Source organism: Mesorhizobium sp. M2A.F.Ca.ET.042.01.1.1 (genome assembly GCF_003997405.1).
GTDB lineage: Bacteria > Pseudomonadota > Alphaproteobacteria > Rhizobiales > Rhizobiaceae > Mesorhizobium.
Genome location: NZ_RZRX01000087.1, coordinates 1 through 23,681, shown reverse-complemented (window position 1 = coordinate 23,681; position 23,681 = coordinate 1). Strand labels below are relative to the sequence as shown.

Genomic DNA, 23,681 nt, shown 5'->3' with positions numbered 1-23,681 from the left:
GCCACCAGCACGTCGACATCCGAGCCGATCTGGAGCGCCGCCGACAGCGCCTTGGCGGTCTGGTCGGAAAGGCTTGCGTTGTCGTGTTCGGCGATGAGGAGAATTGCCATTGTCTTTGTCCTTTCCCGATCGCTTAGAGCACGCCGGCTTCGTTCTTCAGCTTCTCGACGAGCTCGGCCACCGACTTCACCTTGACGCCAGCCTTGCGGCCGCCCGGCTCCTCGGTCTTGATCACCCTGAGGCGCGGCCTGACGTCTGCGCCGAAGTCGGCCGGGCTCTTCTCGTCGAGCGGCTTCTTCTTGGCCTTCATGATGTTGGGCAGCGAGGCATAACGCGGCTGGTTGAGGCGAAGGTCGGCGGTGACGATCGCCGGCATCTTCAGTTCGACGGTCTGCAGACCGCCGTCGACCTCGCGCGTCACCTTGGCATGATCTCCGGCGAGCTCGACCTTGGAGGCGAAGGTGCCCTGCGACCAGCCAAGGAGCGCGGCCAGCATCTGGCCGGTCTGGTTCGAATCGTCGTCGATCGCCTGCTTGCCGAGGATGACAAGGCCGGGCTTCTCCGCCTCGACGACGCCCTTCAGCACCTTGGCGACGCCGAGCGGCTCAGTCTGCTCGTCGGTCTTGACCAGGATGGCGCGGTCGGCGCCCATGGCGAGCGCGGTGCGCAGCGTCTCCTGCGCCTGCTGCGGGCCGACCGAGACGACGATGATCTCTTCCGCCTTGCCGGCTTCCTTGATGCGGATCGCTTCCTCGACCGCGATCTCGTCGAACGGGTTCATCGCCATCTTGACGTTGGCTAGTTCGACGCCCAGTCCGTCGGCTTTCACCCGGACCTTGACGTTGGCGTCCACAACCCGCTTCACGGGCACAAGGATCTTCATTTTCCTGTCACCTCTCCTGAGATAGTCGGGGCGCTATAGCAGCGTACGCCCTGTCAGAGTTGTCGAAAGCCGACATTAGCGGCGGAATATCCGCCCAGCGGTGCCGTTTCCGTAGTGGCGGCAAATCCGCGCGTCAATATCCCACGACGCACCCTAATCGGTTCAGTCCCGAGGCGTCGCTGCTCCACGGCCCCATTGCGACCCCGGCTGCGCCGGGGTGCCCTCGCTCGCGGCGGGCTCGACGGGAACAGGCGGCTGCTGGATGTTCGGCGTCGGGTCCGGCTCGCCGTCGGCGCCGGCCAGCAGCGGCACGCCGCGGCTGCGCAGCACCAGCACCAGCACGAATCCGGCGATGATGCCGCCGATATGGCAGGCCCAGGAGATCCGGTCCTCGCCGCCGGCGGCGAACATCACGATCTGGAACAGGATCCAGAGGATCAGCGGGATGAAGGCCGGAATGCGCAAGGGGATGCGGGCAAAGGCCAGCACCCAGACTTTCACGCGAGGGTAGAGAATCAAATAGGCGGTGACGACGCCGGCAATGGCTCCGGAGGCACCGATCAGCGGCACCTGCGAATCCCAGGCCACCAGCCCCTGGAAGAAAGCACCGGCTACGGCGCAGGCGAGGTAGAAGATCAGGTAACGTATGTGGCCGAGCGCATCCTCGACATTGTCGCCGAACACCCACAGGAACAGCATGTTGCCGCCGAGGTGGAAAATGTCGGCATGCAGGAACGAATAGGTGAGATAGCTGAGGCTTTCGGGGATGACGACGAATTCGGGCGACAGCTCGACCTTGTCGTGGACCACCGAGGGGATGAAGCCGAGACCGAGAACCGCGGCATTGGTGAAGTTCTCACCGCCAAGCGTGGTCGCCAGATAGACAAGCGCATTCGCCACGATCAGGCCGATCGTCACATATTGCAGACGGATGTGGCGCAGCCTGTTGGTGTCGTAAAGCGGGATGAACATCGGACCCTCCCGCCCCCGAATTCAGCGGTTCATTCAGCGGTTCTTGCCGGGAACCCATAGCACGTCGGCCTTTCCATTGTCATTGACGGCACGGGCGGCGACGAACAGGAAATCCGAGACGCGGTTGATGTATTTGAGCGCCTCGCGGTTGACATGCTCGGCCGGATCCTGCGCCAGCGCCACCATCAGGCGCTCGGCCCGGCGCGCCACGGTGCGGGCCAGATGGAGCGCGGCCGCGGCCGGCGTGCCGCCGTTCAGCACGAAGGATTTCAGCGGCTGCAGGTCCTTGTTGAGGAGGTCGATGTCCTGTTCGACGCGGCCGGTCTGGGCGGCGACGATACGCAGCGGCTCGTACTCCAGCGGCTTGCCGTCGTCGGGCATGGCAAGGTCAGCTCCGAGATCGAACAGATCGTTCTGAATGCGCGACAGCATGGCGTCGATCGCGGGATGTTGGCCGGCGGTATGGATGCGGGCCATGCCGATGCAGGCATTGGCCTCGTCGACCGTGCCATAGGCGTCGACGCGCAGGTCGGATTTCAGCCGCCGCTCGCCGGTGCCGAGCCCGGTGGTGCCGTCATCGCCGGTGCGGGTGTAGATCTTGTTGAGCTTGACCATAACGTCCCCCAAAAGACCCCTATTTGCGCGTGAAGTAGACCACCAGCAACAGCAGCGCCAAGGCCACGGCCTGCAGCATCACACGGGCTTGCATCAGCTTGTTCGAGGTGACGCCGGAGCCGCCGCGCATCATGTTGATCAGGCCGCGAACCAGCACGATCAGCACGGCCGCCATCGCGATGACGGCGAGAATCTTCAAGACGATGATCATCTGGCTGGCTCCGGTTAAGTTTCGGTCAGGCGCGCCTGGCGAGCACGCGGTACAGCATTGACGCCGGCAGGATGCGTTTGAGTGCCGCGCCGATCTTGGCCGGCACCGTTACCACATAGTGCGGGCGCGGGCGCTGTGACAGAAGCGCGTGGCGAAGCGCCTTGTGCACGACCTCTGGCCCAGGCTTCAGTTTCGACACGCTGCCGCCGGCCTGGAGCCGGGCGAGCTGCGCCTGATAATCGGCGCGGTGGACGGACTTTTCGACATCGATGTTCTTCAGGAACCAGGGCAGGCCATTGCTGGCGATCTTCGACGTCACCGGTCCCGGTTCGATGAGGGAAAGGTGGATCCCGCTGCCGTCAAGTTCCTGGCGCATGCACAGCATCAGGCCTTCGATGGCGTGCTTGGATGCCGAATAAGCGCCGCGGAAGCGGACAGGCGCCAGTCCGAGGATCGAGGAGCAATGGACGAGACGGCCGTGCCCCTGGCGGCGCATGACCGGCATGACGCGCCGGGTGAGATCATGCCAGCCGAAGAAATTCGCCTCGAACTGCTCGCGAAGCGCCGCGACCGGTAGGTCCTCGACGGCGCCGGGCTGAGCGTAGGCGCCGTTGTTGAACAGCGCGTCAAGCGTGCCGCCGGTGCGTTCGAGCACCGCCTCGACCAGCGCGGCGATGGATTCGGGCTCACGATAATCGAGATAGAAGGCCTCCAGGCCGTCGGCCTCGAGCACGGCGATGTCAGCCGGCTTGCGCGCCGTGGCGAAGACCCGCCAGCCCTCCGCCTTCAGTGCCCGCGCGCAATAGGCGCCGATGCCGGAGGAGGCCCCGGTGACAATGACGGTGCGCAACTCTTTCGCGACGGTGGACGTTGTCTGACCTGGGGTTGCCATTTGCCGCAATCACTTCCCATATTCGCGGCGTCGACACAATCGAGCGGAGCGCGGGTCCTTGCTCAGGAATATCGTCGCCGTCAAGCGCGTGCTCTATGATGCGATCGGCCATTTCACCAATGACGACGGCTGGGCGATGGCCAGCCATCTCGCCATCACCTCGCTGATGGCGTTGTTTCCGTTCCTGATCTTCGCCACGACACTGGCCAGCTTCCTCGGCGCGCAGGCGTTCGCGGACACGGCGGTGCATCTCGTCTTCGACACCTGGCCGGAGCAGATCGCCAAGCCGATCGCGCGCGAGGTGCAGAACGTTCTCACCGTCAGGCGAACCGACCTTTTGACCTACGGCGTCGTGCTTGCCGCCTATTTCGCGTCGAACGGCATCGAGGCGCTGCGCACCTCGCTCAACCGGGCCTATCGCGTCACCGAAACGCGCGGCATCATCCACCGCAGGGTGCAAAGCATCATTTTCGTGCTGATCGCCACGGCCTGTTTCCTGGCCGTCAGCGTGCTTCTGGTGTTCGCCCCTCTGCTGGCCAGGCTGGCGGAGGCGCATCTCGAATGGATCAAGCCCTATATGGGCACCATCACGCTGTGGCGTTACGTCGTCGCCTCCACCGTCATCGTCATCGGGCTGTTCTCGGTGCATATCTGGCTGCCGGCCGGCAAGCGCCGCTTTGTCTCGATCATACCCGGCATCGTCTTCACGCTGATCGCCTGGCTCGCCGGCTCGACCATCTTCGCCACCTATCTCGATCATTTCTCGTCCTACGTGACGACGTATGCGGGGCTCGCCTCGATCATGATCGCGGTGGTTTTCCTCTACATCATCTCGGCGATCTTCATCCTCGGCGGCGAGCTCAACGCCGCGATCAGCCGTTATCTGGACGCGCGTGCGCGGGTCGGGTGAGTTGCGCCGGGAGAAGGGGAAGGGGAACTGTGGAACTGAAGAACTGAGGAATTGAAGAATTGAAGAAATGAAGAATTGAAGAAATGAAGAATTGAAGAAATGAATAAAAACACAGCGCCAGTAGTTGCCGCGTTTCCTCGGTTCCTCAGTTCTTCAATTCAATTCCCCTTCCCCTTCCCCTAGCCTGCCCCGCCGTCGCCAGGCCTACGCCAAGGGTCGCGATCGCCATGCCGGCGATCTGCAGCAGGTTGAGCTGCTCGTCGAAAAGCATCCAGGCGATGACCGCGGTCACGGCGGGCACGAGGTAGAACAGCGAAGCGACCTTCGACATCTCGCCGTCCCTGATCATCACCATCAACAGGAAGATGGCGCCGACCGACAGCACCAAGACCAGCCAGGCCATGGCAAAGGTCAGCTCGCCATTGACGGTGACGGCGCGCGTCTCGAAGGCGAGCGAGCCCAGGATCATCACGACGGAGCCGCCGACATACTGCCACATCGTCGCCGACACCAGGTCTCCGCCGGAAGCATAGCGTTTCTGCCAGATGGTGCCGGCGCTCATGGCGAGCACCGAGACAAGCGAGGCGGTCAATGTTGCCGCGGTCACGCCGCCGCCGACCGCTCCGAGCTTCGGCCACAGCACAATGACGACGCCCACAAGTCCGACAGCGAGCCCGACCCAATGGCGGGGCAGGATCGCCTCGCCGAGGAACCTGCCGGCGAGCACGGCGGTGATCAGCGGCTGCAGGCCGACGATCAATGCCGAAAACCCCGCCGGCATGCCCCGGTGGATCGCCCAGAAAACGGCGCCGAGATAGACGCCATGCATGAGGACGCCCGCCATCGTCGAATGCAACGCCTCGTCGCGCGTCGCCTTGCGCGAGCCCAGCAGCACGGCGAGGCCGGCAAACAGGATCGCCGCGATCACGAAGCGGATGGCAAGGAAGGTGAAGGGCTCGGCCCAAGGCATGGCGTAGCGCGCGCCGATGAAGCCTGTCGCCCACAATACGACGAAGGAGGCGGGAATGAACCGCTTGATGCTCTGCATGGGTGGGAGGCTGCCGGGGTGAACGGTTGATGACAGCAATTGCTCTAATGCCGTTCAATCCGGCAAGCAAAACGAAACGGTTGATCCATAAGCTAAGTCGAATTCAACAAACCGTGCCAAGAGGGGCATGGCGCGTCAGTGCGCCATGGGTGGGCATGTTTTTGCATCTCGACACGACCTGGCTGTTGTTCGCCTTCTTGATCATCGCTGGCTTCGGTTTCTTCTTCGGCACGGCGCTCGACGCGATCATGAAGGAGAGCGGGTTTGGCCCGACCGGCAACACGCTGCTGTTCATCTTCGGTTTTTTTGCCGCGATGGTGATAGCCCACAAGCATGGCATCAGCCTGAGCGATCTCAGGCTGGCGGTTGCCTGTGGGCTCGGCGGCGCCTTTGCCTTCATCAGCGCGCTGGCGCTGATCAAGGCCGGGATGGCGCGACTTTAATCAAACTCGACAAGCCGCCTGACGTCCTGCTGCGACATGCCTGCCTCGCGAAGCGCGGCAAGACCGGTGTCCTTGAAGCTCTTGGACAGTTTTCTGCCGTCCGGGCCGAGGATCAGGCGGTGGTGGAAATAGCGCGGCTGGGGGAGGCCAAGCAGTTCCTGCAGCAGGCGCTGCACGCCGGTTGCCGCATAGAGATCCTGGCCGCGCACGACATGGCTGACGCCCTGCAGCGCGTCGTCGAGGATGACGGCGAGATGATAGCTGGTCGGGATGTCGCGGCGGGCGACGATGACGTCGCCCCAGGCCTGCGGTTGCGCTTCGATCGCTCGTGTTGCCGACATCGTCTCATCGGTGAATTCGGTCCATGACAGGTCGGCGGTGACGCGCATCCTTGCCGCTTCGACGTCGAGCCGCCAGGCGAAGGGCATGTTCTCGGCGATCCGCCGCTTGCGCTCCCTGGCCGGCAGGGTCTTGTCGAGCGGCGGGTAGAGCGGCACGCCGTCAGGATCGCGCGGCCAGTCGCGGCCGCCTCTCTCGGCGATGAAGGCGCGGATCTCGCCCCGGCTCATGAAGGCCGGATAGACCAGTTCCTCAGCGACCAATCGGTCGAGCACCGCCTGGTATTCGGCAAAATGTTCCGACTGGCGACGCACCGGCTGTTCCCAGCGCAATCCCAGCCATTCGAGGTCGCGGAAAATGCCTGCCTCGAATTGCGGCGTGCAGCGGGTGATGTCGATATCCTCGATGCGCAGCAGCAGCCGTCCGTCCGCTTGCGCCGCCATCCGCTGGTTGAGCAAGGCGGAATAGGCATGGCCGAGATGCAATTCGCCGTTCGGGCTCGGCGCGAAGCGGAATGTCAGGAGCGTCATCTTCGAGACGGCATTCGGGTTGTCAGGTGCTTTCGTCGGTTGATAGTTAGCCATCCATTGCCATTTCGCGAGCGCCCCGGGAACAAGCAACGTGCAACGCATCGCCTCGCTCGACGACATTGCGGCAGGGCTCGACGCGCTCTGCCGGATCGATCCGCGGCTGGAGACGGTGCGCGGCAAGGCGGGCGAGGTGCCGCTTCGGCTGTCGGAACCGGGGTTTCGAAGCCTGGCCTCGATCATCGTTTCGCAGCAGGTTTCCCGCGCCAGCGCCGACGCGATCTTCGGGCGGCTGGTTAAGCTGGTCGATCCGCTGACGCCACAGGCGATCCTCGCCGCCGGCGAAAACGTGTTTCGCGAGGCCGGGTTGTCGCGGCCGAAGCAGCGCGGGCTGCTCGCCGTGGCCGAAGCGGTGGCCGGCGGGCTCGATCTCGATCACCTGTGCACGCTGGACGCCGGCGAGGCGATCGCGGCGATGACGGCCGTGCCCGGCATCGGCCCATGGACGGCCGAATGCTATCTGCTGTTTGCCGCCGGCCATCCAGACGTCTTCCCCGCGCGCGACGTCGCGCTGCAGACGGCGGTCGGCCATGCGCTCGACATCGACCCGCGTCCGCCGGAGAAAATGCTTATCCGGCTGGCCGAATCATGGAGCCCCTGGCGGGGTGTCGCGTCGCGGCTTTTTTGGGCCTACTATCGTGAACTGAAGGGCAGGGACGCGGCGCCTCCCGTCGAAATGGCCAAAAAAGCATGAAAATCATGCGTTTTTGAGAGTTTCGGCGAGAGACAATCCGCTTCACATCCCTGTCATGTCGGGCTTACAGTATCCGCGCCGTTCGGTTTGGAATGTAGGAGGCGAAGGACGTGACGGTTGCCGTATCTCCGGATGGGCTTCCCGCGCTGGTGCTGAATGCGGACTACCGCCCGCTCAGCTATTACCCCCTGTCGCTCTGGTCGTGGCAGGACGCCATCAAGGCTGTCTTCCTCGACCGGGTCAACATCGTCGCCGAATACGAGCACGCCGTCTCCTCGCCGACCTTCTCGATGAAGCTGCCGAGCGTGGTGAGCCTGAAAGCCTATGTGAAGCCGTCGCGGCATCCCGCCTTCACCCGCTTCAACGTGTTCCTGCGCGACCGTTTCCAGTGCCAGTATTGCGGCACGCCGGAGGATCTGACGTTCGACCATGTCATCCCGCGCCATCGCGGCGGGGCGACGACCTGGGAGAATGTCGTCGCCGCCTGCTCGCCCTGCAATCTTCGCAAGGGCGGCATGATGCCGGCCCAGGCCAAGATGTGGCCGCTGCAGAAGCCGTACCAGCCGACGGTGCACGACCTGCACAACAACGGCCGCCTGTTCCCGCCCAACCATCTGCATGAAAGCTGGATGGATTATCTCTACTGGGATGTCGAGCTGGAACCTTAGAGTTCGGCAGAAATCCGCGAGCCCGGCCGTCTGCCGCAGCTTTCTGCGCTTCCGGTGCACACGTACTTAAATACGCTCCGCTCCGGTTCTCGAAAGCCGCGCCAGCCAATCCGGGCTGGCGAATTTCTGGACGAACTCTCCGCCGTGCCGTTCGATAGAAAATTGGCTCAGTCGCGGGATAACGCGCTGCGGAAGGCGACGGCTGCGAGGACGAGGCTGGCGATGGCGTTCCAGCCGGCGAGCGAGAGGCCGAGGATGCGCAGCGCCGCCTTGTCGCAGGAGGGCGGCACGAATTTGTCGAGCGCGTCGAGCACGCCCTTGCCGCCGGTGTCGACCGGGCCGGCGCCCGCCGTGCAGTCGGTCGGGCCGGCCCACCAATGCCATTCGACGCCGGAGTGGTAGACGCCGAGATAGAGGCCGTAGAGCATCAGCAAGCCGCCGATCGCCAGCAGGCCGCGCGTCGCCCAGGCCGGCGCATGAAGCATCGAGGCGATCACCGCCAGCAGCATCAGCGGCACGCCGACATAATAGGGCGTGCGCTGCTCGAGGCAGAGGTGGCAGGGGATGTAGCCGCCGATATATTGGAAAGCCAGCGCCGAGCCGACGGTCGCGGCCATGGCGACGGCAAGAAAAAGCGCCGCGCGCGTGCGCTGGCGTCCGGTGTCGGCATTCATGGTCGCTGTCATCTAGTCGGGTCCGTTGGTTGCGTCGCTATCCGTGGGCGTATCTGACGAGGATATAGAGCAAAATCAGGGCGGCCGCGCCGGCGCCGACGATCAATCCCAAGCGCTTTTCGATGAACTCCCGGATCGATTCGCCATAGCGGCGCAACAGCCAGGCCAGCAGCAGGAAACGGGCGCCGCGCGCCACGATGGCAGAGACGACGAAGACAAGAATGTTGACGTGAAGCGCGCCGGCCAGAATGGTGACCACCTTGATCGGCGGCAGGTGCGCAGCGCCGGATGTGACGAGCAGCACGAGCATCAGCCCGGTGCCGGAGGACTGCCACCTCTCGAACGTGTCGAGGCCGCCGAAATGCTCCAGGATCGGGCGCGCTATCGTGTCGTAGGCATAGTAGCCGATCAGCCAGCCGGCAATGCCGCCCAGCACGGAGGCAACCGTGGCGGTCAGGGCGTAGCGATAGGCGCGATCGGGCCGCGCCAACGCCATGGGCAGGAACAGCACGTCGGCCGGTATGAAGAACACGGAGCTTTCGACGAAGGCGATGAAGGCCAGCCACCATTCGGCGGATTTGCGCGCCGCCAGCGACAGGGTCGAGTCGTAAAGTCCGCGAAGCATCGGCTCTCCTAATGCAGTCGACACAATTCCGGACGGAAAACCGCAGCGCGCTTTTCCTGGAATTGCTCTGATCAATGTCACCCGGGACGCTTGGCGGTTTTGGGCAACGGCAGGCAGGAAGACAAGGACCCAAAGCGCCGCATCCAGCTTGCGGATGCGAGGCGCTCAACGCTTCGCCTGTCTAGAAAGATTTTCCGCGCCGCACAATGTCTGCGTCGCCACGAGGCCAAAGGGTGGGCGATGCCGCCGGTTGCGCGGGCAAATCCGCAACAGGCCAGTTGACGAACACCCATCCGCCCGTATAGTCCGCGCCCATCCAGGCCGCCCGGCCTGAGCCCCTATGGCGGAATTGGTAGACGCGCTCGACTCAAAATCGAGTTCCGCAAGGAGTGCTGGTTCGATCCCGGCTAGGGGCACCACCATCTTCATCCAGGTGTTGACGTATCTTATCGTCGGGTCGACCGGCGCTGGGCGCTCAACAAAAGTAAGACCGTCACCCACGGGCGCCAATAGGTTCACCAACCATCGGCTTGCGCTTGCGGAGCACCGGTTCCGGCAACAGGTTGGCAAGATCATCGATCAATTCTGTGCGCGGAATGTCCGGTTTGCGCGGGATGATCGCCGTCAACCCACTGGACGATCATCCGGAATTGCACTTTCGCTTGTGAATAGGAGCGATAGAAGTCGAGAAGTTCCCCTGTTGGTTCCGACAAGCGTTGGAAGCCCGAAATAAAGGCGACGACCGTGCCGATCGTCGTCTGCCCGCGGATCACAAGATAGCCGCCAACGATCAGGACCATCAGGGACCCCGCCGCGTTGGCTATATTCAGCAACGTCTTCAGCCCGAATTTCAACAAATAGAATTCGATGCGGGTGCTGAAGATCGTGCGTATGGTGCGAAAGGCGGCTCGGCGCTTCGTCGAGTGGCTGGCGAAGGAATTGACTGCTTGGTTGCCAAGCTTTCGGACCAGCGCGACCTGCCGTTCCACGAGTGTGTTCAGGTCCTTCTGCATGTAAAGCGCAAGCAGGATTTGCGGCAGGAGTGACACGCCGCTGACCAGAGCGATCACCGGCTGCATGTAGGTCATGTAAGATGCGACGCAGACCATCAGCGTGACGTTGACCACGCAATCAGAGATGCTGGTGCCGACAAATCCGCCAACATAGTCGATCTCGTTGCCGATGATGCCGGCGGTCTGACCACTCCTTGCGTGCTCGCGCGCGGACCTTTGCGTGGCGACGAGAGCGAGTTGGTCGCGGGCCGTCTTCACCACGCTCTCTCCGACCCAGCCTTGATAGACGATCAGTGCGTATTTCAGGCCCGCATGCAGGAGTATAGCCCCAAGATAAAGGCCGCCGAGCATCAGCAGCCCCCGTACGTCCTTGTCGGCAATTGCCACATCGACGACCCGTCTCTGCAGGTCGATGGGTAGAAAGTTGGCCAAGGCAACCGAAATTGCGATAACGCTGACATAGACCTGTTGCATGCCGCTGGCGCGCCGGACAAAACTGGGAAACTTCTCGCCTGGGCGCATCGCGTCGGCCATCGGCTCAAACGGGGCGAAGCGCCGCGCAATTGTCGCGAAAATTCCGCTCACCTTCGGTGCGCCTCCGTCGTATCCATTTCCGGTCCAACCGATCAGAGCAACGCACCCTGTCGGTGACCTGCTGAACAGGCAGCCTCTGTCAGGCCCGGGACTGCCGCCCGGTCATGCCTTTTGCCAGCCCACGCCACATGAGGAGGCTGAGTTCTCTATCTTCACGGTTTGATAGCGAAGAAGGCTGCGCGCCCCTTTGATCGGCATCAAGGCCAGGGGAATTTACGATCCGAGCTGAACCAGGCAGGCTGCGCGATAGATACGCTGGAGAGCTCAGAGCCGTCCGTGTCGATATTTTGAAGTATGCGTTTCAGGCTTGGAACGATCGGCGCGAGCGTGGCAGGCATTGGCGCGCACATCGCTGCAATTCCCGCTCCCCGACATTCGGACCCTCTGCAAAGTGGCAGGCGTGACGTTCAAAGGATCCTGCAGGTCCTACACAATGCCGGCTGCGTTGAGTCTATCGGCGGCGTCCAGCCTCCCTACCGCATATTTCCCGTATGCCCCTGCGAATACCGTCCGGGCTGCGGCCATACGGTGAGCCCATGCGGCTCGACGCCGACGCGGATTTTCGTCACCGCGCCGCTCACCGTGTCGATCATATACACGTCGCTGTCGAAGCGGCCGGAGAGCCATAGCTGCTTGCCGTCGGCGCTGACATTGCCCATGTCGGGGCTGCCGCCGCCGGGGATCGGCCATTGCGCGACGACGGCGCGGGTGGCGAAGTCGATCACGGTCACGCTGCCCGGACCCTTGGCCTTGCCCTGCTCCATCTTGTGCGAGCCGCGGTTCGAGACATAGAGCCGCTTGCCGTCGCGGCTGACGACGAAGCCGTGCGTGCCGATGCCGGTGGGGATGAAGCCGATTTCCTTGAAACTGTCGCCGTCGACCAGGAACACGCCGTCATTCATCATGTCCGCGACGTAAAAGACCTTGCCGTCGGGCGACAGGCGGATGTCCTGCGGCATGCCCATCCTGGACAGATCGAGATGGCCGAGCACCTTCTGGTTCTTCAGGTCGATCTTGGCCAGGCCGCCATTGCCATATTCGCAGGTGAAGATCGCATAGGAGCCGTCGACCGAAAAATCGGCATGGTTGATGCCAAGGCAGGTCGGCGTCGGCAGGCTCGATTTCAGCGCCATGGTGTGCGGGTCGCGGAAATCGAGCTGCTGTAATGCCTCGTCGACGACGATTGCCGCGCTGCCGTCCGGCATGAAATAGAGGTTGTAGGGATCGTCGACCGGAACCTGCTGGCCGGGCTTGGCCGTCATCGGGTCGATCGGCGTCAGGCTGCCGTTTTTGCCGGTGCCGTTGTTGGCGACCCATAGCGTCTTCAAATCCCAGGACGGCACGACGTGCTGCGGCTTGCTGCCGACATTGAAGCGGTCGACTTCCTTGAGCGTTACGCTGTTGATCACTGAGACGCTGTTGGAGGAGCGGTTGGGCACATAGACGCGCGGCAGCGACCCGGTCGTCACGGGGCTGAGATGACCGGCGGCGGTGTGTTTGTAGATGTTGACGGCGGGCGGCGGCGGTTCGCTGCAGTCCTCGGGGCAGGTATCGGCCCAGGCTCGAGCAGGCAGGAGCGCAATCAGCAGCAGGGCCGCACGAAGACCGGTGTGACGCAAAAGGCTTCTGATCATCTGGATGGTTTCGTGAAGGCCCGGCCCGAGTTCCCGCCCGGACCCATAGCTTGTGTCCCGCCGTTGATCTAGCGCCTTTTCAACAGGCTCCGCATGCGGTTGCGCAGCAGGCGCGCCATGTTGCGGGTCTCGCGGTAGAGGTGCAGTTGCGAGGCGGCCTGCCGGGCCAGCCGGTCGGCGTCCGGCGTCAGCCCGACCACCAGCGTGCCCATCGGCTTGCGCTCGCTCCACAGGCGGCTCATCACAGGATGGTCCGGAACCGCGCAGGAGTCGGTCATGACGATGTTGGGATCGTCGAGATGCTGCTTGGTCACCTCGATCATCAGCAGCGTGCCCGGCGAATAGGCGGAGAGCGTCTCGTCATAGGCCGTCTTCCAGGTGTAGGCCACGCCGGCCTCGACGAAGACGACCAGGCAGGCAATGGCGCGGCCGTCGAGCGTCAAGAGATGGATGCGGCACATGTCCTGCTCGGCCAGCCGGTGCACGGCCTCGCGGGCGAAGGCGGCGCGGTAGCGGTCGATCGCCATGGCGGTGCGCTCGCGGCCTTTCCAGCCGGCGGCCTCCAGCGTCAGGAAGCTTTCGATGGCGTGGCGGATCTCGTCCGGCCCGCGCGCAACGACGTGCTCGAGCTTGCCGAGGTCGGCGATGCGGCGCTTCAGTCGGCGGAATTCGCGGTAATGGTGCGCGCGCAGCGATGCCTTGAGGTAGTCCTCGCCGTCGGCGTCGCTTTCAAGCACCGGGCGCTCGAGCTTGCCGGTGGTCACCAGGGTCAGGCCGCGGCTGTCGGCAAAGGAGGTGAGCAGGCTCGCGACCGGACCGTCGAGGCGCATGTCGGGCAGCACGAAGACTTTTGGCAGCTTGAGATGCGGCCGCGACAGCATCGAGAAGAAATCCTCGATGACGCCGATCGGATCGTCGCGGTCGACCAGCGGCGTGCCGAGCGGGCCGAACGGGCTCGACCATGTGCGCATCACCGGAACGCCAAGCGGGATCGCCGGCCGCTCGACCGAGAAGGGCACCAGAAGACGCAGCCGGTTGCGGTATTCGTCGCCGTCGCGGATGACGGCCAGCCGCACCTCGCGGTCTTCCAGCCGGGGCATCGCCGGGGCCAGGAAGCGCGGGTTGAAGAAGACATTCGGCTCGACCGTGCGGGCGCTGAGATAGTCGAGTTCCTCGACGAGGTCGAAACCGGCCGAGGCCGGGTAGATGGCGAGCTTGCGTTCGGGCCTGTTGCTGGCGAAGAGCTCGATATGGGCGGGGTCGACCTCGCGCGCCAGGCCTGCAAGGTTGGAGACCATGGCGCCGGCCGGGCCGCCGCTGGTCTCTTCGAGCAACGGGACGGCGGCCATCAGGCAATTTCCTTCTTTGCAGGCACGAAGATCGCCATCACGATGCCAAGCTTGCGCCAGACGGTGAAGGAGAGCGCGCTGGCCTCGAAGACCATGGCAAGGCTTGTGGCCATCGCCGCGCCCCAGAGGCCGAATAGCGGGATCAGCAGCACGTTGAGGCCGATGTTGAGGGCGAGCGTCATGGCATAGACGGCGGCGCAGATGTTCTGGTTGCCGCTCATGGTGAGCAGGCTTTCGCAGGGGCCGACGGCGGCGCGCGCCACGACGCCCAGCACCAGCAGGAAGAGCAGCGGATAGCCGGCGGTGAATTCGGGGCCGAACAGCACCAGCATCGGCTCGCCCAGCGCCAGCACCAGCAGCGCCATCAAAAGCGAAGGCCAGAAGGTCCAGGAGACGGTTTCGCGGGCGAAGGCGGCAAGCCTGTCCGGTTCGCCATGGGTGAACTGGGCGTAGCGCTGGGCAACGCCGGCCTTGACCGCGAAATAAACGAAATGCACCAGCGCCAGCGTCTTCACGGTCGCGAAATAGACGGCGACATCGTTGGGCGGGAGGTAGGCGCCCACCATCAGCACATCGGCATTGGTAAGCAGGAAGAAGAAGCTCTCGACCAGGAAGATCGGCAGCGAGACGAGGATCCATTGGCCGAAATGCACCGTCATCGGCCCGGGCGGGACCTTCTTATCCATGCGAGAGGTGACGGCCATCAGCTGGCCGAGCGTCGTGACATAGGTGGCGGCGATCGAGGCGAAGATCGCGGTCTTGGCGTCCGGCACATAGTGCAGGCCAAGCATCAGCGCCATGAACGCCAGGATCAGCACCGGGCGCACCAGATAGGTGGGCGAGAGCGCCAGCAGAGCCCAGGAATTGGCGCGCGCCAGCCCTTGCAGGAGATCGCCCAGCGCGATCATCGGCAGGCAGATGACGCCGAGGATGAAAGGGATGACGTAGTAGTTCTCGATCCAGTCCGAGGCCAGCCACACGCCAAGGGCGCCGAGACCGGCGATCAGCGTCGAGGCGACAAGCACGAACAGGCGGCTGGCAAGCACGATGCCGCGCAGCTCGGCCAGCATGCCGCGCTCGCGATACTCCGGAATGAAACGGATGACCGAGGTGTGGAAGCCAAGGCAGGCGAGATTGCCGACGATGACCATCGTCACCCAGACCAGCACCGAGATGCCGTACTCGAACGACCCCATCCAGCGCGCCATCAGCACCTGGCTGACAAAGGCGATCAAGGCGCTGATGATGCGGATGGAAAAGGCGATCAGCGACATGCGCCCGGCCTCGCCGCGCGCGTCGGCGGTGAAGAGGATGGCATCGATGCGGCCAAGCAGCGGCCGCATGCGCAGCGCCCAGCGCTGCGGCAAGAACCGCCCGGCAGTCGTTGCCGCGGAAAAGCGCACCCACAACTCTCCGTTTTCCGCCTTTTTCCAGGGTTCGGGTCTATCCGAAACACCTTAAGAAAGGGTGGGTGGAGAGTTTCCTTCTCCCGTCACTATGCGGGGAGGTGAGGAGTGGTCCGCGCAGCGGACGAAAAGCCAATTGCTTGGCTTTTCGAATGACGAACGCCGGCAGGCGGATGAGGGGCAGCGCCGGCCTCGGAAATTGGGATGAACCGGGTGTCGAAGAGGTTCTTTGGGAGTGTCCTAAACAGGGTGATTATCCTCTGTTGGATTACGAAGGGCGGCCAATCGCAATCGCCGGCGCCGCCCACATCCGGCCCTTCGGGCCACCTTCTCCCCGTGAAACGGGGAGAAGGAAAAGGCGCTTACATCCCCGTCATCGCGTCGCACGAGACGTTCGGGTTCATGTCGGCGAAGGCGCCGGTCGGGTTCTGCTTCCAGGCCCAGACATGCAGCTCGTAGAACGGGCCGAGGCCGTAGCGGTTGGGCGCGGTGTTGAAGTTGAAGAGATGGCCCTCGAGCGATGCCGGTCCTTTCGACGTGATGTATTCGACGGCGATCAGCTTCAAGGTGCCGTCGGCCATCGGCTCGTACATGACGGCTTCCGGCTTGGCGACGTCGACCGCATCGTCCTTCAGATAGGCGGCATTGACGTAGTGGATGCCCATGGCGCCGCCGGTGAGGCCGCTGGCGCAGGGGATCGGCGCATAGCCTTCGGCCTTCGCCACCGCGACGTCCTCGAAGCGGCTGTCGAGCGCCCGCACCTTTTCGGCGAGCGGGTTGACGGTTTTGCGCGGTAGCGGCGCCCGCCATCAGCAGGATGATCGAGGCGGAGGCGCCGATGGCGCATCTGGGTGAGGTCTGAATGTTCATTTGTCTGTCCATTGAGTTGCGGCGCGCGAGCGGTGGGAGTCGGCCGGTCAAAGCCAACTCCGCACGCCGGCGGCGTCTCTCGGTAAAAAGGATGGTCGCTGGTCCGGACGCTGCGGGATCAGTGGTGAAGCCACCAATATTCCCAGTATTCGCGCGGCATCTCCCGCTCATCGAGACCGATGTCGCGTCTCAGGTAATCGTCCCGAGGCGGCAGAAGGCGGCGTCGGTTTCGCAACGGCGAAAGCAGCGCCGACAAGGCCCGTCGCATGACGCCGCGCCGTGGCGGGAGGTTATCCGCCGCGGCGGATACACTCTCGCTGTCCGGCACGGCGTCAGGTCCGCCGGCGACGGGTATGGTCTGCCCGACACGGTCTTCCCCGTCAGCGATAAAAGTAGGGGTCGAGGACCCGCACCTCCGTGATCTTGTCGACAGGAAGCGCATTCTTTTGCGCGGTGCTGCGGATCGCCTCCGGCGAGGGCGCGTCGTAGATGCAGAAACTCTTGCCCTTGTCGGGCGAGACGAAGGATTGCACCCAGGTGACGCCTTTCTCGGCGTTGCGGGCGATGACGCCGCCCATCGCGGTGGCGCCGGCATCGTTCATCGGCACATGCAGGCCGTCCGGGAAGGTGCGTTCAACGAGATAACGTGGCACGATCGTCTTTCCTTTCGTGATTGGATTGCAAGTTTCCACGCAATTCCGGACGGAAAGCCACGGCGAAGTCGCCGAGCCCAACCGCTACGCAGTTTTCCCGGAATTGCTCCGTGCTCGTTTCGAGCAAGGCGGATACCACCATTTCGGGAAAGGCCATGCATCGGAGCCATTCCCCATATTGCCCGGGACGATTCCCTATCTTTGTGACGTTTTATGTGGAAGATGGCACTTGAATGTGTGGAAGGTCACATTTCAGGGCGTGTCTCCCACGCTATCGCGGCGGCGATCCGCCACGATGGAATTCCAATTTCGCGAGAGAGCGATGATGCTTCTGGAACGGCAGCCGCAGCTGCAGCAGATGGATGCCCTGTTGGCGGACGCAATCGGGGGCCGCGGCCGCGTCGTGGTCGTCTTGGGCGAGGCGGGCGCCGGCAAGACGGCGCTGGTCGAGGCGTTCGCGAGCCGACTGGATGATGGCCTGACAATGCTTCGCAGCGCCTGCGAGGACCTGTCCATCCCGGATCCGCTGGGGCCGCTTCATGATCTGGCCCGCGACGCGCGGTGGGAACTGCCGCGGCCGATGGACGACCGCCAGGTGCAGCGGCTGCCGTTGTTTTCCGAGGCGCTCGACGTCTTCGAGGCGAAAGGCCCGTGCCTGCTCGTCATCGAGGATCTGCACTGGGCCGACGACGCAACACTCGATTTCGTGCGCTTCCTCGGCCGGCGCATCGCAAATACCCGCATCCTGCTCCTGATCACGGCGCGAACCGATCGCAGCGAAGGGCAGATGCGCGTGCGCCGGGCGCTCGGCGAGATCCCGGCCGGCAATGTTGTGCGTATCGACGTGCCGCTGCTCAGCGAAAGCGCCGTGCTGTCGCTGGCCGCAACCGCCGAGCGCGACGGCGAGGCGATCTACCGGGCAAGCGCCGGCAACGCCTTCTTCGTCACCGAGCTGCTCGCTGCCGCAGGCGATGGCGCCTTGCCGGCAAGCGTGCGCGACGCCGTGCTGGCGCGCGCCGAAAAACTGTCGCCGGGCGCGCGCTCGATGCTCGATGCCGTCTCGGTGTTTCCACGCCGCGCCGACGCCTGGGCGCTGAGCGGCCTTTGCGGGATTGCCGCCGCCGGCCAGCTCGCCGAATGCGTCGCCAACGGCCTGCTTGAGGATTTCGGCGACGGCTATGCCTTCCGGCACGAGATCGCCCGTAGGGCAATCGAGATGGCGCTGACGCCGAGCAAACGGCGCGAATACAACGAACGCGCCTTGTCGGCCCTGCGCGAAAACCCGCAAGTCGCCACCGCAAGGCTGGTGCACCATGCCGTGGAAGCGCAGAACCTGGACGTGGTGCGCGAGCTCGCGCCGGCCGCGGCGCGCGAGGCTTCCCGGGTCGGCGCGCATCGCGACGCGGTGGGCTATTACGAGGTTGCCCTGCGCTATGCCGATATGTTGCCGCTCGAGAAGCGAGCCGAGCTCTATGAGGGCCATGCTTTCGAGTGCCACTTGATCGGCCGCGTCGAGGCGGCCATGGAGGCGCAAGGCCTGGCGCGCCAGCTGCGTCAGGCGCTGGGCGATCGGGTCAAGGAGGGCGACGGTCTACGCTGCCTGTCGCGCTTTGCCTATCTGCTCGGCGATCGCGAGGCAGCCGATCGGTTCGGGGCGCAGGCCGTGGAGCTTCTGGAGACAGCGCCTGACGGTCCCGAGCTCGCCATGGCTTATTCCAACCTCTCGCAGTTGGCGATGCTCGCCGAACGGCTTGAGGACACGCTCATGCTCGGCGGTAAGGCCGTGGAGCTGGCGGAGCGGCTCAACCGGCCCGACATCCTCTGCCACGCCCTCAACAATGTCGGCGCCGCCGGGCAATGGCTGGACTTCACCAAAGGGCGGCGCGATCTCGCCCGCAGCTTGGGAATCGCTTTGTCGGGGAACTTCCAGGAACATGCGGCGCGCGCCTTTACCAATTGCGCTTGCGTCGAGATGAACAGGCTCAACTTCAAGGAGGCGTCCTCGTTGCTGGAGCGCGGCATCGGCTACTGCGTCGAGAACGATCTCGCGACATGGCGCGACTACATGCGCGGCGTGCAAGCGCAGCTTCTGCTGAGGCTCGGCCTCTGGGACGACGCCGCGGCGGTGGCGCATGAGGTTGTCGACGATGAAGCAACGACGCCGTTGGTGCGCTATCCGTCGCTGGTGGCCCTGGCCAGATTGCGCATCCGCCGCGGCGACCCGTCGGCCGTGCCGATCGTGGAAGAGATGAGGCGGTTCCTGGACAAGGGCATGGAACTGCAACGGCTTGTGCCTTTTGCCGAGGTGATGGCCGAGCTGGCGTGGCTGGGCGAGGGCGACAGGGATGAAGCGCTGCATCTGATCGCCCTTGCCGAAGGCCTCGCGCCGACGCGGGCGGTGTTCGGCGGGCTGGCGGCCTGGCGGCGGCTTTTGTCGCCGGAAAGCGATCGCGGCGAGACCGACGGCATGGCCGAGCCGCATCGCTTGCAATTGATCGGCGACTGGCGCGCCGCCGCTGCGTTTTGGGCGAGGATGGGCGCCCCTTTCGAACGGGCGCTCGCCTTGCTGCAGGGCGACGAGGCAGCGCAGCGTGAGGCGTTGGATATTTTCGAGGCGCTCGGCGCAAGACCAGTATCGCAGCATGTGCGCGGCCTGCTGCGGCAGAGCGGCGTGAGCGGCATTGCCAGGGGTCCTAGGCAGGCGACGCGCGCCAACCAGGCCGGCCTCACGCAGCGCCAGATGGAGGTCCTGCAGTTGATCGAACGAGGCTTCTCCAACAAAAAGATCGCCGCGCATATGGCGATCTCGCCGAAGACGGTCGATCACCACGTTTCGGCGGTGCTCGGGAAACTGGAAGCCGTCTCGCGCGGCGAAGCCGCGGCCGCGGCGCGCGCGTCGGGGCTGGTTTGAGGTTCTTCTACTGACGGGAAGCCCGAACAAGTTCAGGCGAGCGCCAGCGCTGCCCCTCATCCGCCCTTCGGGCACTGGCCGGCCCTTCGCAAGGCTCCGGGCGTTCGTCGTTCGAAAAGCCAAGCAATTGGCTTTTCGTCCGCTGCGCGGACCACTGCTCACCCCCCGTATCGTGACGGGGAGAAGGAAGACTGCGTCAGGCGAAGGCGCCGTGGCAGTGCTTGTATTTCTTGCCGGAGCCGCAGGGGCAGGCTTCGTTGCGGCCGATCTTGCCCCAGGTCGCGGGGTTCTTCGGGTCGCGGTTTTCCGGAGCGACGACGGTATTCGAATCCTGGCGCAGGAGAAGCGCGGTTTCGCCGCCCTGGAAATCGTCCTCGCCGGTGGAGCCGTCGATATGGCTGCCGAACATCTCGGGCGCCTCGGGCGGCGGCGCGTCCGCAGCCTCGCGCACCAACTCGACGCGCATCAGCTGCGCGGTGACGGCCTGGCGCAAATTGCCCAGCATGCCCTGGAACAGCTCGAAGGCTTCGCCCTTGTATTCCTGGAGCGGGTCGCGCTGGGCGTAGCCGCGGAAGCCGACGACCGAGCGCAGATGATCGAGATTGACGATATGCTCGCGCCACAGATGATCGAGCGTCTGCAACACCACCGAACGCTCGACATAATTCATCACGTCGGGGCCGAAGCGATCGGCTCGCTCCTTGGCGGCGGCGTCGGCCGCGGCCGTGATGCGCTCACGAATGTCGTCCTCGGCGATGCCCTCTTCCTTGACCCATTCCTCGATCGGCAGGTCGAGGTTGAGGTATTGCCCCACCTCGTCCTTGAGGCCGGCGACGTTCCATTGCTCGGCATAGGCGTTTTCGGGGATGTTCTTGGCGACGATCTCCTCGATGACGCCCTCACGCATCTCGGTGATCGTCTCCGACAGGCCTTCGCCGTCCATCAGCTCGATGCGCTGTTCGAACACCACCTTGCGCTGGTCGTTCGAGACGTCGTCATACTTCAACAGATTCTTGCGGATGTCGAAGTTGCGCGCCTCGACCTTCTTCTGCGCCTTCTCCAGCGCCTTGTTGATCCAGGGATGGATGATCGCCTCGTCTTCCTTGAGGCCGAGCTTCTGCAGCATGCCGTCCATTCGCTCGGAGCCGAAGATGCGCATCAGGTCATCCTGCAGCGACAGGAAGAATTTCGAGCGGCCCGGATCGCCCTGGCGGCCGGAGCGGCCGCGCAGCTGATTGTCGATGCGGCGCGATTCGTGGCGTTCGGTGGCCAGGACGTAAAGGCCGCCGGCGGCCAGCGCCTTTTCCTTCAGGCGCTCGACATCGTCGATGATGGCCTTCTCCCGGGCCTCGCGCTCGGGGCCGGCCGGCATGTCGCCAAGCTCCTCGGCGATGCGCATCTCGGCATTGCCGCCGAGCTTGATGTCGGTGCCGCGGCCGGCCATGTTGGTGGCGATGGTGATGGCGCCGGGCTTGCCGGCCTGGGCGACGATGGACGCCTCGCGCTCATGATGGCGGGCGTTCAGCACTTCGAAGTCCTTGATGCCTTCCTTGCGCAGGCGCTCGGCCAGTAGCTCGGATTTCTCGATCGAGGTGGTGCCGACCAGGATCGGCTGGCCGCGGTCGCGCGCGTCCTTGATTTCCTTGACGATCGCCTTGTATTTCTCGTCGACCGTACGGTAGACCTCGTCGTCCTCGTCCTTGCGGGCGACCGGCAGGTTGGTCGGGATCTCGGTGACTTCGAGATTGTAGATGTTGGCGAATTCCTCGGCCTCGGTCAGCGCCGTGCCGGTCATGCCGGCGAGCTTCTTGTAGAGGCGGAAATAGTTCTGGAAGGTGACGGAGGCCAGCGTCTGGTTCTCCGGCTGGATCTGCACATGCTCCTTGGCCTCGAGCGCCTGGTGCAGGCCTTCCGAATAGCGGCGTCCGGGCATCATGCGGCCGGTGAACTCGTCGATGATGACGATCTCGCCATTGCGCACGATGTAATCGCGATCCTTCTGGAACAGCAGATGCGCCTTCAGCGCGTTGTTGACGTGGTGGACGATGGCGACGTTCTCGACGTCGTAGAGCGACTCGCCCTTGAGCAAGCCCGCCGCTGTCAGCATGTTTTCGAGCTTCTCGGTTCCTTCCTCGGTGAAGATCGTCGTCTTCTGCTTCTCGTCGACCTCGTAGTCCGCCGGGCCGAGCCTCAGCATGAAGGCGTCGATGGTGTTGTACATTTCCGAGCGGTCCTCGAGCGGACCGGAGATGATCAGCGGCGTGCGCGCCTCATCCACCAGGATGGAATCCACCTCGTCGACGATGGCGTAGGAGTGGCCGCGCTGCACCATCTGCGAGCGCTCATACTTCATGTTGTCGCGCAGATAGTCGAAGCCGAGTTCGTTGTTGGTGGCGTAGGTGACGTCGCAAGCATAGGCCTCGCGGCGCTCGTCGTCGGAAAGGCCGTGAACAATGATGCCGACGGTCAGGCCGAGGAATTTGTAGACGCGGCCCATCCATTCGGCGTCGCGCTTGGCGAGGTAGTCGTTGACGGTGACGACATGCACGCCCTTGCCGGCGAGCGCGTTGAGATAGACCGGCAAGGTGGCGACCAGGGTCTTGCCCTCGCCGGTGCGCATCTCGGCGATGCCGCCATTGTGCAGCACCATGCCGCCGATCAACTGGACGTCGAAAGGCCGCATGCCGAGCACGCGGCGGGCCGCCTCGCGCACCGTGGCGAAGGCCGGAACCAGCAGGTCGTCGAGCGAAGCGCCGTTGGCAAGATCCTGGCGGAATTTCTCCGTGCGCCCGGCGAGTTCGGCGTCGGAAAGCGCCCGCATCTCGTTTTCCATGGCGTTGATGGCCTCGACCCTGGGCCGGGTCGACTTGACGCGCCTGTCGTTGGAAGAACCGAAAACCTTACGGGCGAGACCGCCGAGACTGACCATCCAATGGTCCTTTCGATAGCAATTTTGGCCGTTTGCGACAGGCGCCTGGCGGGCCCATCAAATCCGCGTGAATGCGGACAAACGCAAAAAGCGCCCGGAAAACGGTTCTGGACGCCAAGTCGTTGGACAGATAAGAGGGGGCTCAATCGATGTCAACGCCGCGTTAGCCCTATGGGCAGCGCCAAATTCCGCCACAATTCGACTGATCTGGAACCCTCCGCTCACGCGATCCTCATTGGCAATCCCATTGGAGTTATCTTGATGTCCCTGTCGTTCCGCCGCGCCTCGCTCGCCAGCCTCGGTCTGGCCTTCGGGCTCTCGGCTCTCTGCCTGTCGCCGCTGCTGGCGCAGGAGACCAAGCCCGCGGATGCCACCGCGCCTGCCCCTCCCGCGGCGCCGGTCGATCCCAATGCCGTGGTTGCCACCATCAATGGCGAGAAGCTGACCGAGGCCGATCTTCAGCTCGCCGAAGGCGAACTCTCGCAGCAGTTCGCGCAGCTGCCGCCCGATCAGCGCCGCGCGGCCGCCCTTTCGGCGGCGATCGAAATCCGCGTCATGGCCAAGAAGGCGGTCGACAGCGGCCTCGACAAGGACGCCGACTTCCAGCGCCGCATGGCTTTCCTGCAGGCGCGCGCGCTGCATGGCGAGGTCGTCGAGAAGGAAGTGGTCGACAAGGTCACGGACGCCGAAATCCGCGCCCGCTACGACCAGGAGATCGCCAACACGCCGCCAGTTAACGAAGTGCATGCGCGTCACATCCT

At 64.2% G+C, this 23,681-nt stretch carries 20 protein-coding genes, 1 tRNA gene and 3 pseudogenes; 7 read left to right on the top strand and 17 right to left on the bottom strand.

From position 1 onward, the window contains the following. The 6 genes and pseudogenes from EOA23_RS15425 to EOA23_RS15400 form a co-directional block, all read right to left on the bottom strand. Positions 1-110: pseudogene (locus EOA23_RS15425) on the bottom strand (electron transfer flavoprotein subunit alpha/FixB family protein); the annotation flags it as partial. 23 nt (positions 111-133) lie between these two features. Then, positions 134-883 carry an electron transfer flavoprotein subunit beta/FixA family protein gene (locus EOA23_RS15420; protein ID WP_127304755.1) on the bottom strand — a complete coding sequence of 250 codons (750 nt, stop codon included), beginning with the start codon at positions 881-883 and terminating at the stop codon, positions 134-136. Between the two features lie 162 nt (positions 884-1,045). Beyond that, complete coding sequence (locus EOA23_RS15415) at positions 1,046-1,855, bottom strand: rhomboid family intramembrane serine protease (RefSeq protein WP_127304754.1); 810 nt, start codon at positions 1,853-1,855, stop codon at positions 1,046-1,048. A gap of 33 nt (positions 1,856-1,888) precedes the next feature. Next, positions 1,889-2,470: a cob(I)yrinic acid a,c-diamide adenosyltransferase gene (locus EOA23_RS15410; protein ID WP_127304753.1), complete on the bottom strand. Its 582-nt coding sequence runs from the start codon at positions 2,468-2,470 to the stop codon at positions 1,889-1,891. A gap of 19 nt (positions 2,471-2,489) precedes the next feature. Next, positions 2,490-2,681, bottom strand: a complete 192-nt coding sequence (locus EOA23_RS15405; protein ID WP_127304752.1) for a twin transmembrane helix small protein — start codon at positions 2,679-2,681, stop codon at positions 2,490-2,492. A 25-nt stretch (positions 2,682-2,706) separates the two neighbouring features. Then, complete coding sequence (locus EOA23_RS15400) at positions 2,707-3,573, bottom strand: SDR family oxidoreductase (RefSeq protein WP_127304751.1); 867 nt, start codon at positions 3,571-3,573, stop codon at positions 2,707-2,709. Between the two features lie 58 nt (positions 3,574-3,631). Here EOA23_RS15400 and EOA23_RS15395 point away from each other — a divergent pair, with 58 nt between their 5' ends. Continuing rightward, positions 3,632-4,483 carry a YihY/virulence factor BrkB family protein gene (locus EOA23_RS15395; protein ID WP_126064228.1) on the top strand — a complete coding sequence of 284 codons (852 nt, stop codon included), beginning with the start codon at positions 3,632-3,634 and terminating at the stop codon, positions 4,481-4,483. A gap of 145 nt (positions 4,484-4,628) precedes the next feature. Here the strand turns inward: EOA23_RS15395 and EOA23_RS15390 are convergent, their stop codons facing one another. Continuing rightward, on the bottom strand, positions 4,629-5,531 hold the full coding sequence (locus EOA23_RS15390; protein WP_127304750.1) for a DMT family transporter: 903 nt from the start codon (positions 5,529-5,531) through the stop codon (positions 4,629-4,631). Between the two features lie 29 nt (positions 5,532-5,560). On the opposite strand from EOA23_RS15390, the gene EOA23_RS15385 reads away from it, so the two are divergent. After that, positions 5,561-5,974, top strand: coding sequence for a hypothetical protein (locus EOA23_RS15385; RefSeq protein WP_245456363.1), 414 nt, complete (start codon positions 5,561-5,563; stop codon positions 5,972-5,974). Here EOA23_RS15385 and gluQRS read toward each other — a convergent pair. Beyond that, on the bottom strand, positions 5,971-6,843 hold the full coding sequence (gene gluQRS / locus EOA23_RS15380; protein ID WP_127304757.1) for a tRNA glutamyl-Q(34) synthetase GluQRS: 873 nt from the start codon (positions 6,841-6,843) through the stop codon (positions 5,971-5,973). The genes EOA23_RS15385 and gluQRS overlap by 4 nt on opposite strands. 91 nt (positions 6,844-6,934) lie before the next feature. On the opposite strand from gluQRS, the gene EOA23_RS15375 reads away from it, so the two are divergent. Next, the gene (locus EOA23_RS15375; RefSeq protein WP_127304749.1) at positions 6,935-7,594 is read left to right on the top strand and encodes a DNA-3-methyladenine glycosylase; all 660 of its coding nucleotides are present in this window, start codon (positions 6,935-6,937) and stop codon (positions 7,592-7,594) included. 110 nt (positions 7,595-7,704) lie between these two features. Then, positions 7,705-8,262 (top strand): HNH endonuclease, encoded by a 558-nt coding sequence (locus EOA23_RS15370; protein WP_027167440.1) that lies wholly within the window; start codon positions 7,705-7,707, stop codon positions 8,260-8,262. A gap of 167 nt (positions 8,263-8,429) precedes the next feature. Here the strand turns inward: EOA23_RS15370 and EOA23_RS15365 are convergent, their stop codons facing one another. Next, a complete protein-coding gene (locus EOA23_RS15365; RefSeq protein ID WP_127304748.1) occupies positions 8,430-8,948 on the bottom strand; it encodes a disulfide bond formation protein B in 519 nt (172 codons plus the stop codon). A gap of 25 nt (positions 8,949-8,973) precedes the next feature. Further along, on the bottom strand, positions 8,974-9,561 hold the full coding sequence (locus EOA23_RS15360; RefSeq protein WP_127304747.1) for a YqaA family protein: 588 nt from the start codon (positions 9,559-9,561) through the stop codon (positions 8,974-8,976). Positions 9,562-9,895: 334 nt separating this feature from the next. On the opposite strand from EOA23_RS15360, the gene EOA23_RS15355 reads away from it, so the two are divergent. After that, positions 9,896-9,980: transfer RNA gene (locus EOA23_RS15355), tRNA-Leu, on the top strand. 153 nt (positions 9,981-10,133) lie between these two features. On the opposite strand, the gene EOA23_RS15350 is transcribed toward EOA23_RS15355, so the two are convergent. The 6 genes and pseudogenes from EOA23_RS15350 to EOA23_RS15325 form a co-directional block, all read right to left on the bottom strand. Then, positions 10,134-11,159 carry an ABC transporter transmembrane domain-containing protein gene (locus tag EOA23_RS15350; protein WP_127304746.1) on the bottom strand — a complete coding sequence of 342 codons (1,026 nt, stop codon included), beginning with the start codon at positions 11,157-11,159 and terminating at the stop codon, positions 10,134-10,136. Positions 11,160-11,641: 482 nt separating this feature from the next. Continuing rightward, positions 11,642-12,802, bottom strand: a complete 1,161-nt coding sequence (locus EOA23_RS15345; protein WP_127304745.1) for a YncE family protein — start codon at positions 12,800-12,802, stop codon at positions 11,642-11,644. A 68-nt stretch (positions 12,803-12,870) separates the two neighbouring features. Then, on the bottom strand, positions 12,871-14,151 hold the full coding sequence (locus EOA23_RS15340; protein ID WP_126064234.1) for a GNAT family N-acetyltransferase: 1,281 nt from the start codon (positions 14,149-14,151) through the stop codon (positions 12,871-12,873). Next, positions 14,151-15,554 carry a lipopolysaccharide biosynthesis protein gene (locus EOA23_RS15335; protein ID WP_127304744.1) on the bottom strand — a complete coding sequence of 468 codons (1,404 nt, stop codon included), beginning with the start codon at positions 15,552-15,554 and terminating at the stop codon, positions 14,151-14,153. Before EOA23_RS15335 ends, EOA23_RS15340 begins: the two co-directional genes overlap by 1 nt. Positions 15,555-15,919: 365 nt before the next feature. Next, positions 15,920-16,367, bottom strand: a pseudogene (locus EOA23_RS15330) (hypothetical protein). Between the two features lie 440 nt (positions 16,368-16,807). Next, positions 16,808-17,080 carry a DUF4242 domain-containing protein gene (locus EOA23_RS15325; protein ID WP_126064237.1) on the bottom strand — a complete coding sequence of 91 codons (273 nt, stop codon included), beginning with the start codon at positions 17,078-17,080 and terminating at the stop codon, positions 16,808-16,810. 325 nt (positions 17,081-17,405) lie between these two features. Here EOA23_RS15325 and EOA23_RS15320 point away from each other — a divergent pair, with 325 nt between their 5' ends. Continuing rightward, on the top strand, positions 17,406-19,991 hold the full coding sequence (locus tag EOA23_RS15320) for a LuxR family transcriptional regulator (RefSeq protein ID WP_127304756.1): 2,586 nt from the start codon (positions 17,406-17,408) through the stop codon (positions 19,989-19,991). 196 nt (positions 19,992-20,187) lie between these two features. On the opposite strand, the gene secA is transcribed toward EOA23_RS15320, so the two are convergent. After that, the gene (secA, locus tag EOA23_RS15315) at positions 20,188-22,920 is read right to left on the bottom strand and encodes a preprotein translocase subunit SecA (RefSeq protein ID WP_127304743.1); all 2,733 of its coding nucleotides are present in this window, start codon (positions 22,918-22,920) and stop codon (positions 20,188-20,190) included. 261 nt (positions 22,921-23,181) lie between these two features. Here secA and EOA23_RS15310 point away from each other — a divergent pair. After that, positions 23,182-23,681, top strand: a pseudogene (locus EOA23_RS15310) (peptidylprolyl isomerase); the annotation flags it as partial.

Bases quoted from the DNA above. Each gene is read 5' to 3' on its own strand.
- EOA23_RS15420 (WP_127304755.1), bottom strand. From the start codon at position 883: ATGAAGATCCTTGTGCCCGTGAAGCGGGTTGTGGACGCCAACGTCAAG.
- EOA23_RS15415 (WP_127304754.1), bottom strand. From the start codon at position 1,855: ATGTTCATCCCGCTTTACGACACCAACAGGCTGCGCCACATCCGTCTG.
- EOA23_RS15410 (WP_127304753.1), bottom strand. From the start codon at position 2,470: ATGGTCAAGCTCAACAAGATCTACACCCGCACCGGCGATGACGGCACC.
- EOA23_RS15405 (WP_127304752.1), bottom strand. From the start codon at position 2,681: ATGATCATCGTCTTGAAGATTCTCGCCGTCATCGCGATGGCGGCCGTG.
- EOA23_RS15400 (WP_127304751.1), bottom strand. From the start codon at position 3,573: ATGGCAACCCCAGGTCAGACAACGTCCACCGTCGCGAAAGAGTTGCGC.
- EOA23_RS15390 (WP_127304750.1), bottom strand. From the start codon at position 5,531: ATGCAGAGCATCAAGCGGTTCATTCCCGCCTCCTTCGTCGTATTGTGG.
- EOA23_RS15385 (WP_245456363.1), top strand. From the start codon at position 5,561: ATGACAGCAATTGCTCTAATGCCGTTCAATCCGGCAAGCAAAACGAAA.
- gluQRS (WP_127304757.1), bottom strand. From the start codon at position 6,843: ATGACGCTCCTGACATTCCGCTTCGCGCCGAGCCCGAACGGCGAATTG.
- EOA23_RS15365 (WP_127304748.1), bottom strand. From the start codon at position 8,948: ATGACAGCGACCATGAATGCCGACACCGGACGCCAGCGCACGCGCGCG.
- EOA23_RS15360 (WP_127304747.1), bottom strand. From the start codon at position 9,561: ATGCTTCGCGGACTTTACGACTCGACCCTGTCGCTGGCGGCGCGCAAA.
- EOA23_RS15345 (WP_127304745.1), bottom strand. From the start codon at position 12,802: ATGATCAGAAGCCTTTTGCGTCACACCGGTCTTCGTGCGGCCCTGCTG.
- EOA23_RS15340 (WP_126064234.1), bottom strand. From the start codon at position 14,151: ATGGCCGCCGTCCCGTTGCTCGAAGAGACCAGCGGCGGCCCGGCCGGC.
- EOA23_RS15320 (WP_127304756.1), top strand. From the start codon at position 17,406: ATGCTTCTGGAACGGCAGCCGCAGCTGCAGCAGATGGATGCCCTGTTG.
- secA (WP_127304743.1), bottom strand. From the start codon at position 22,920: ATGGTCAGTCTCGGCGGTCTCGCCCGTAAGGTTTTCGGTTCTTCCAAC.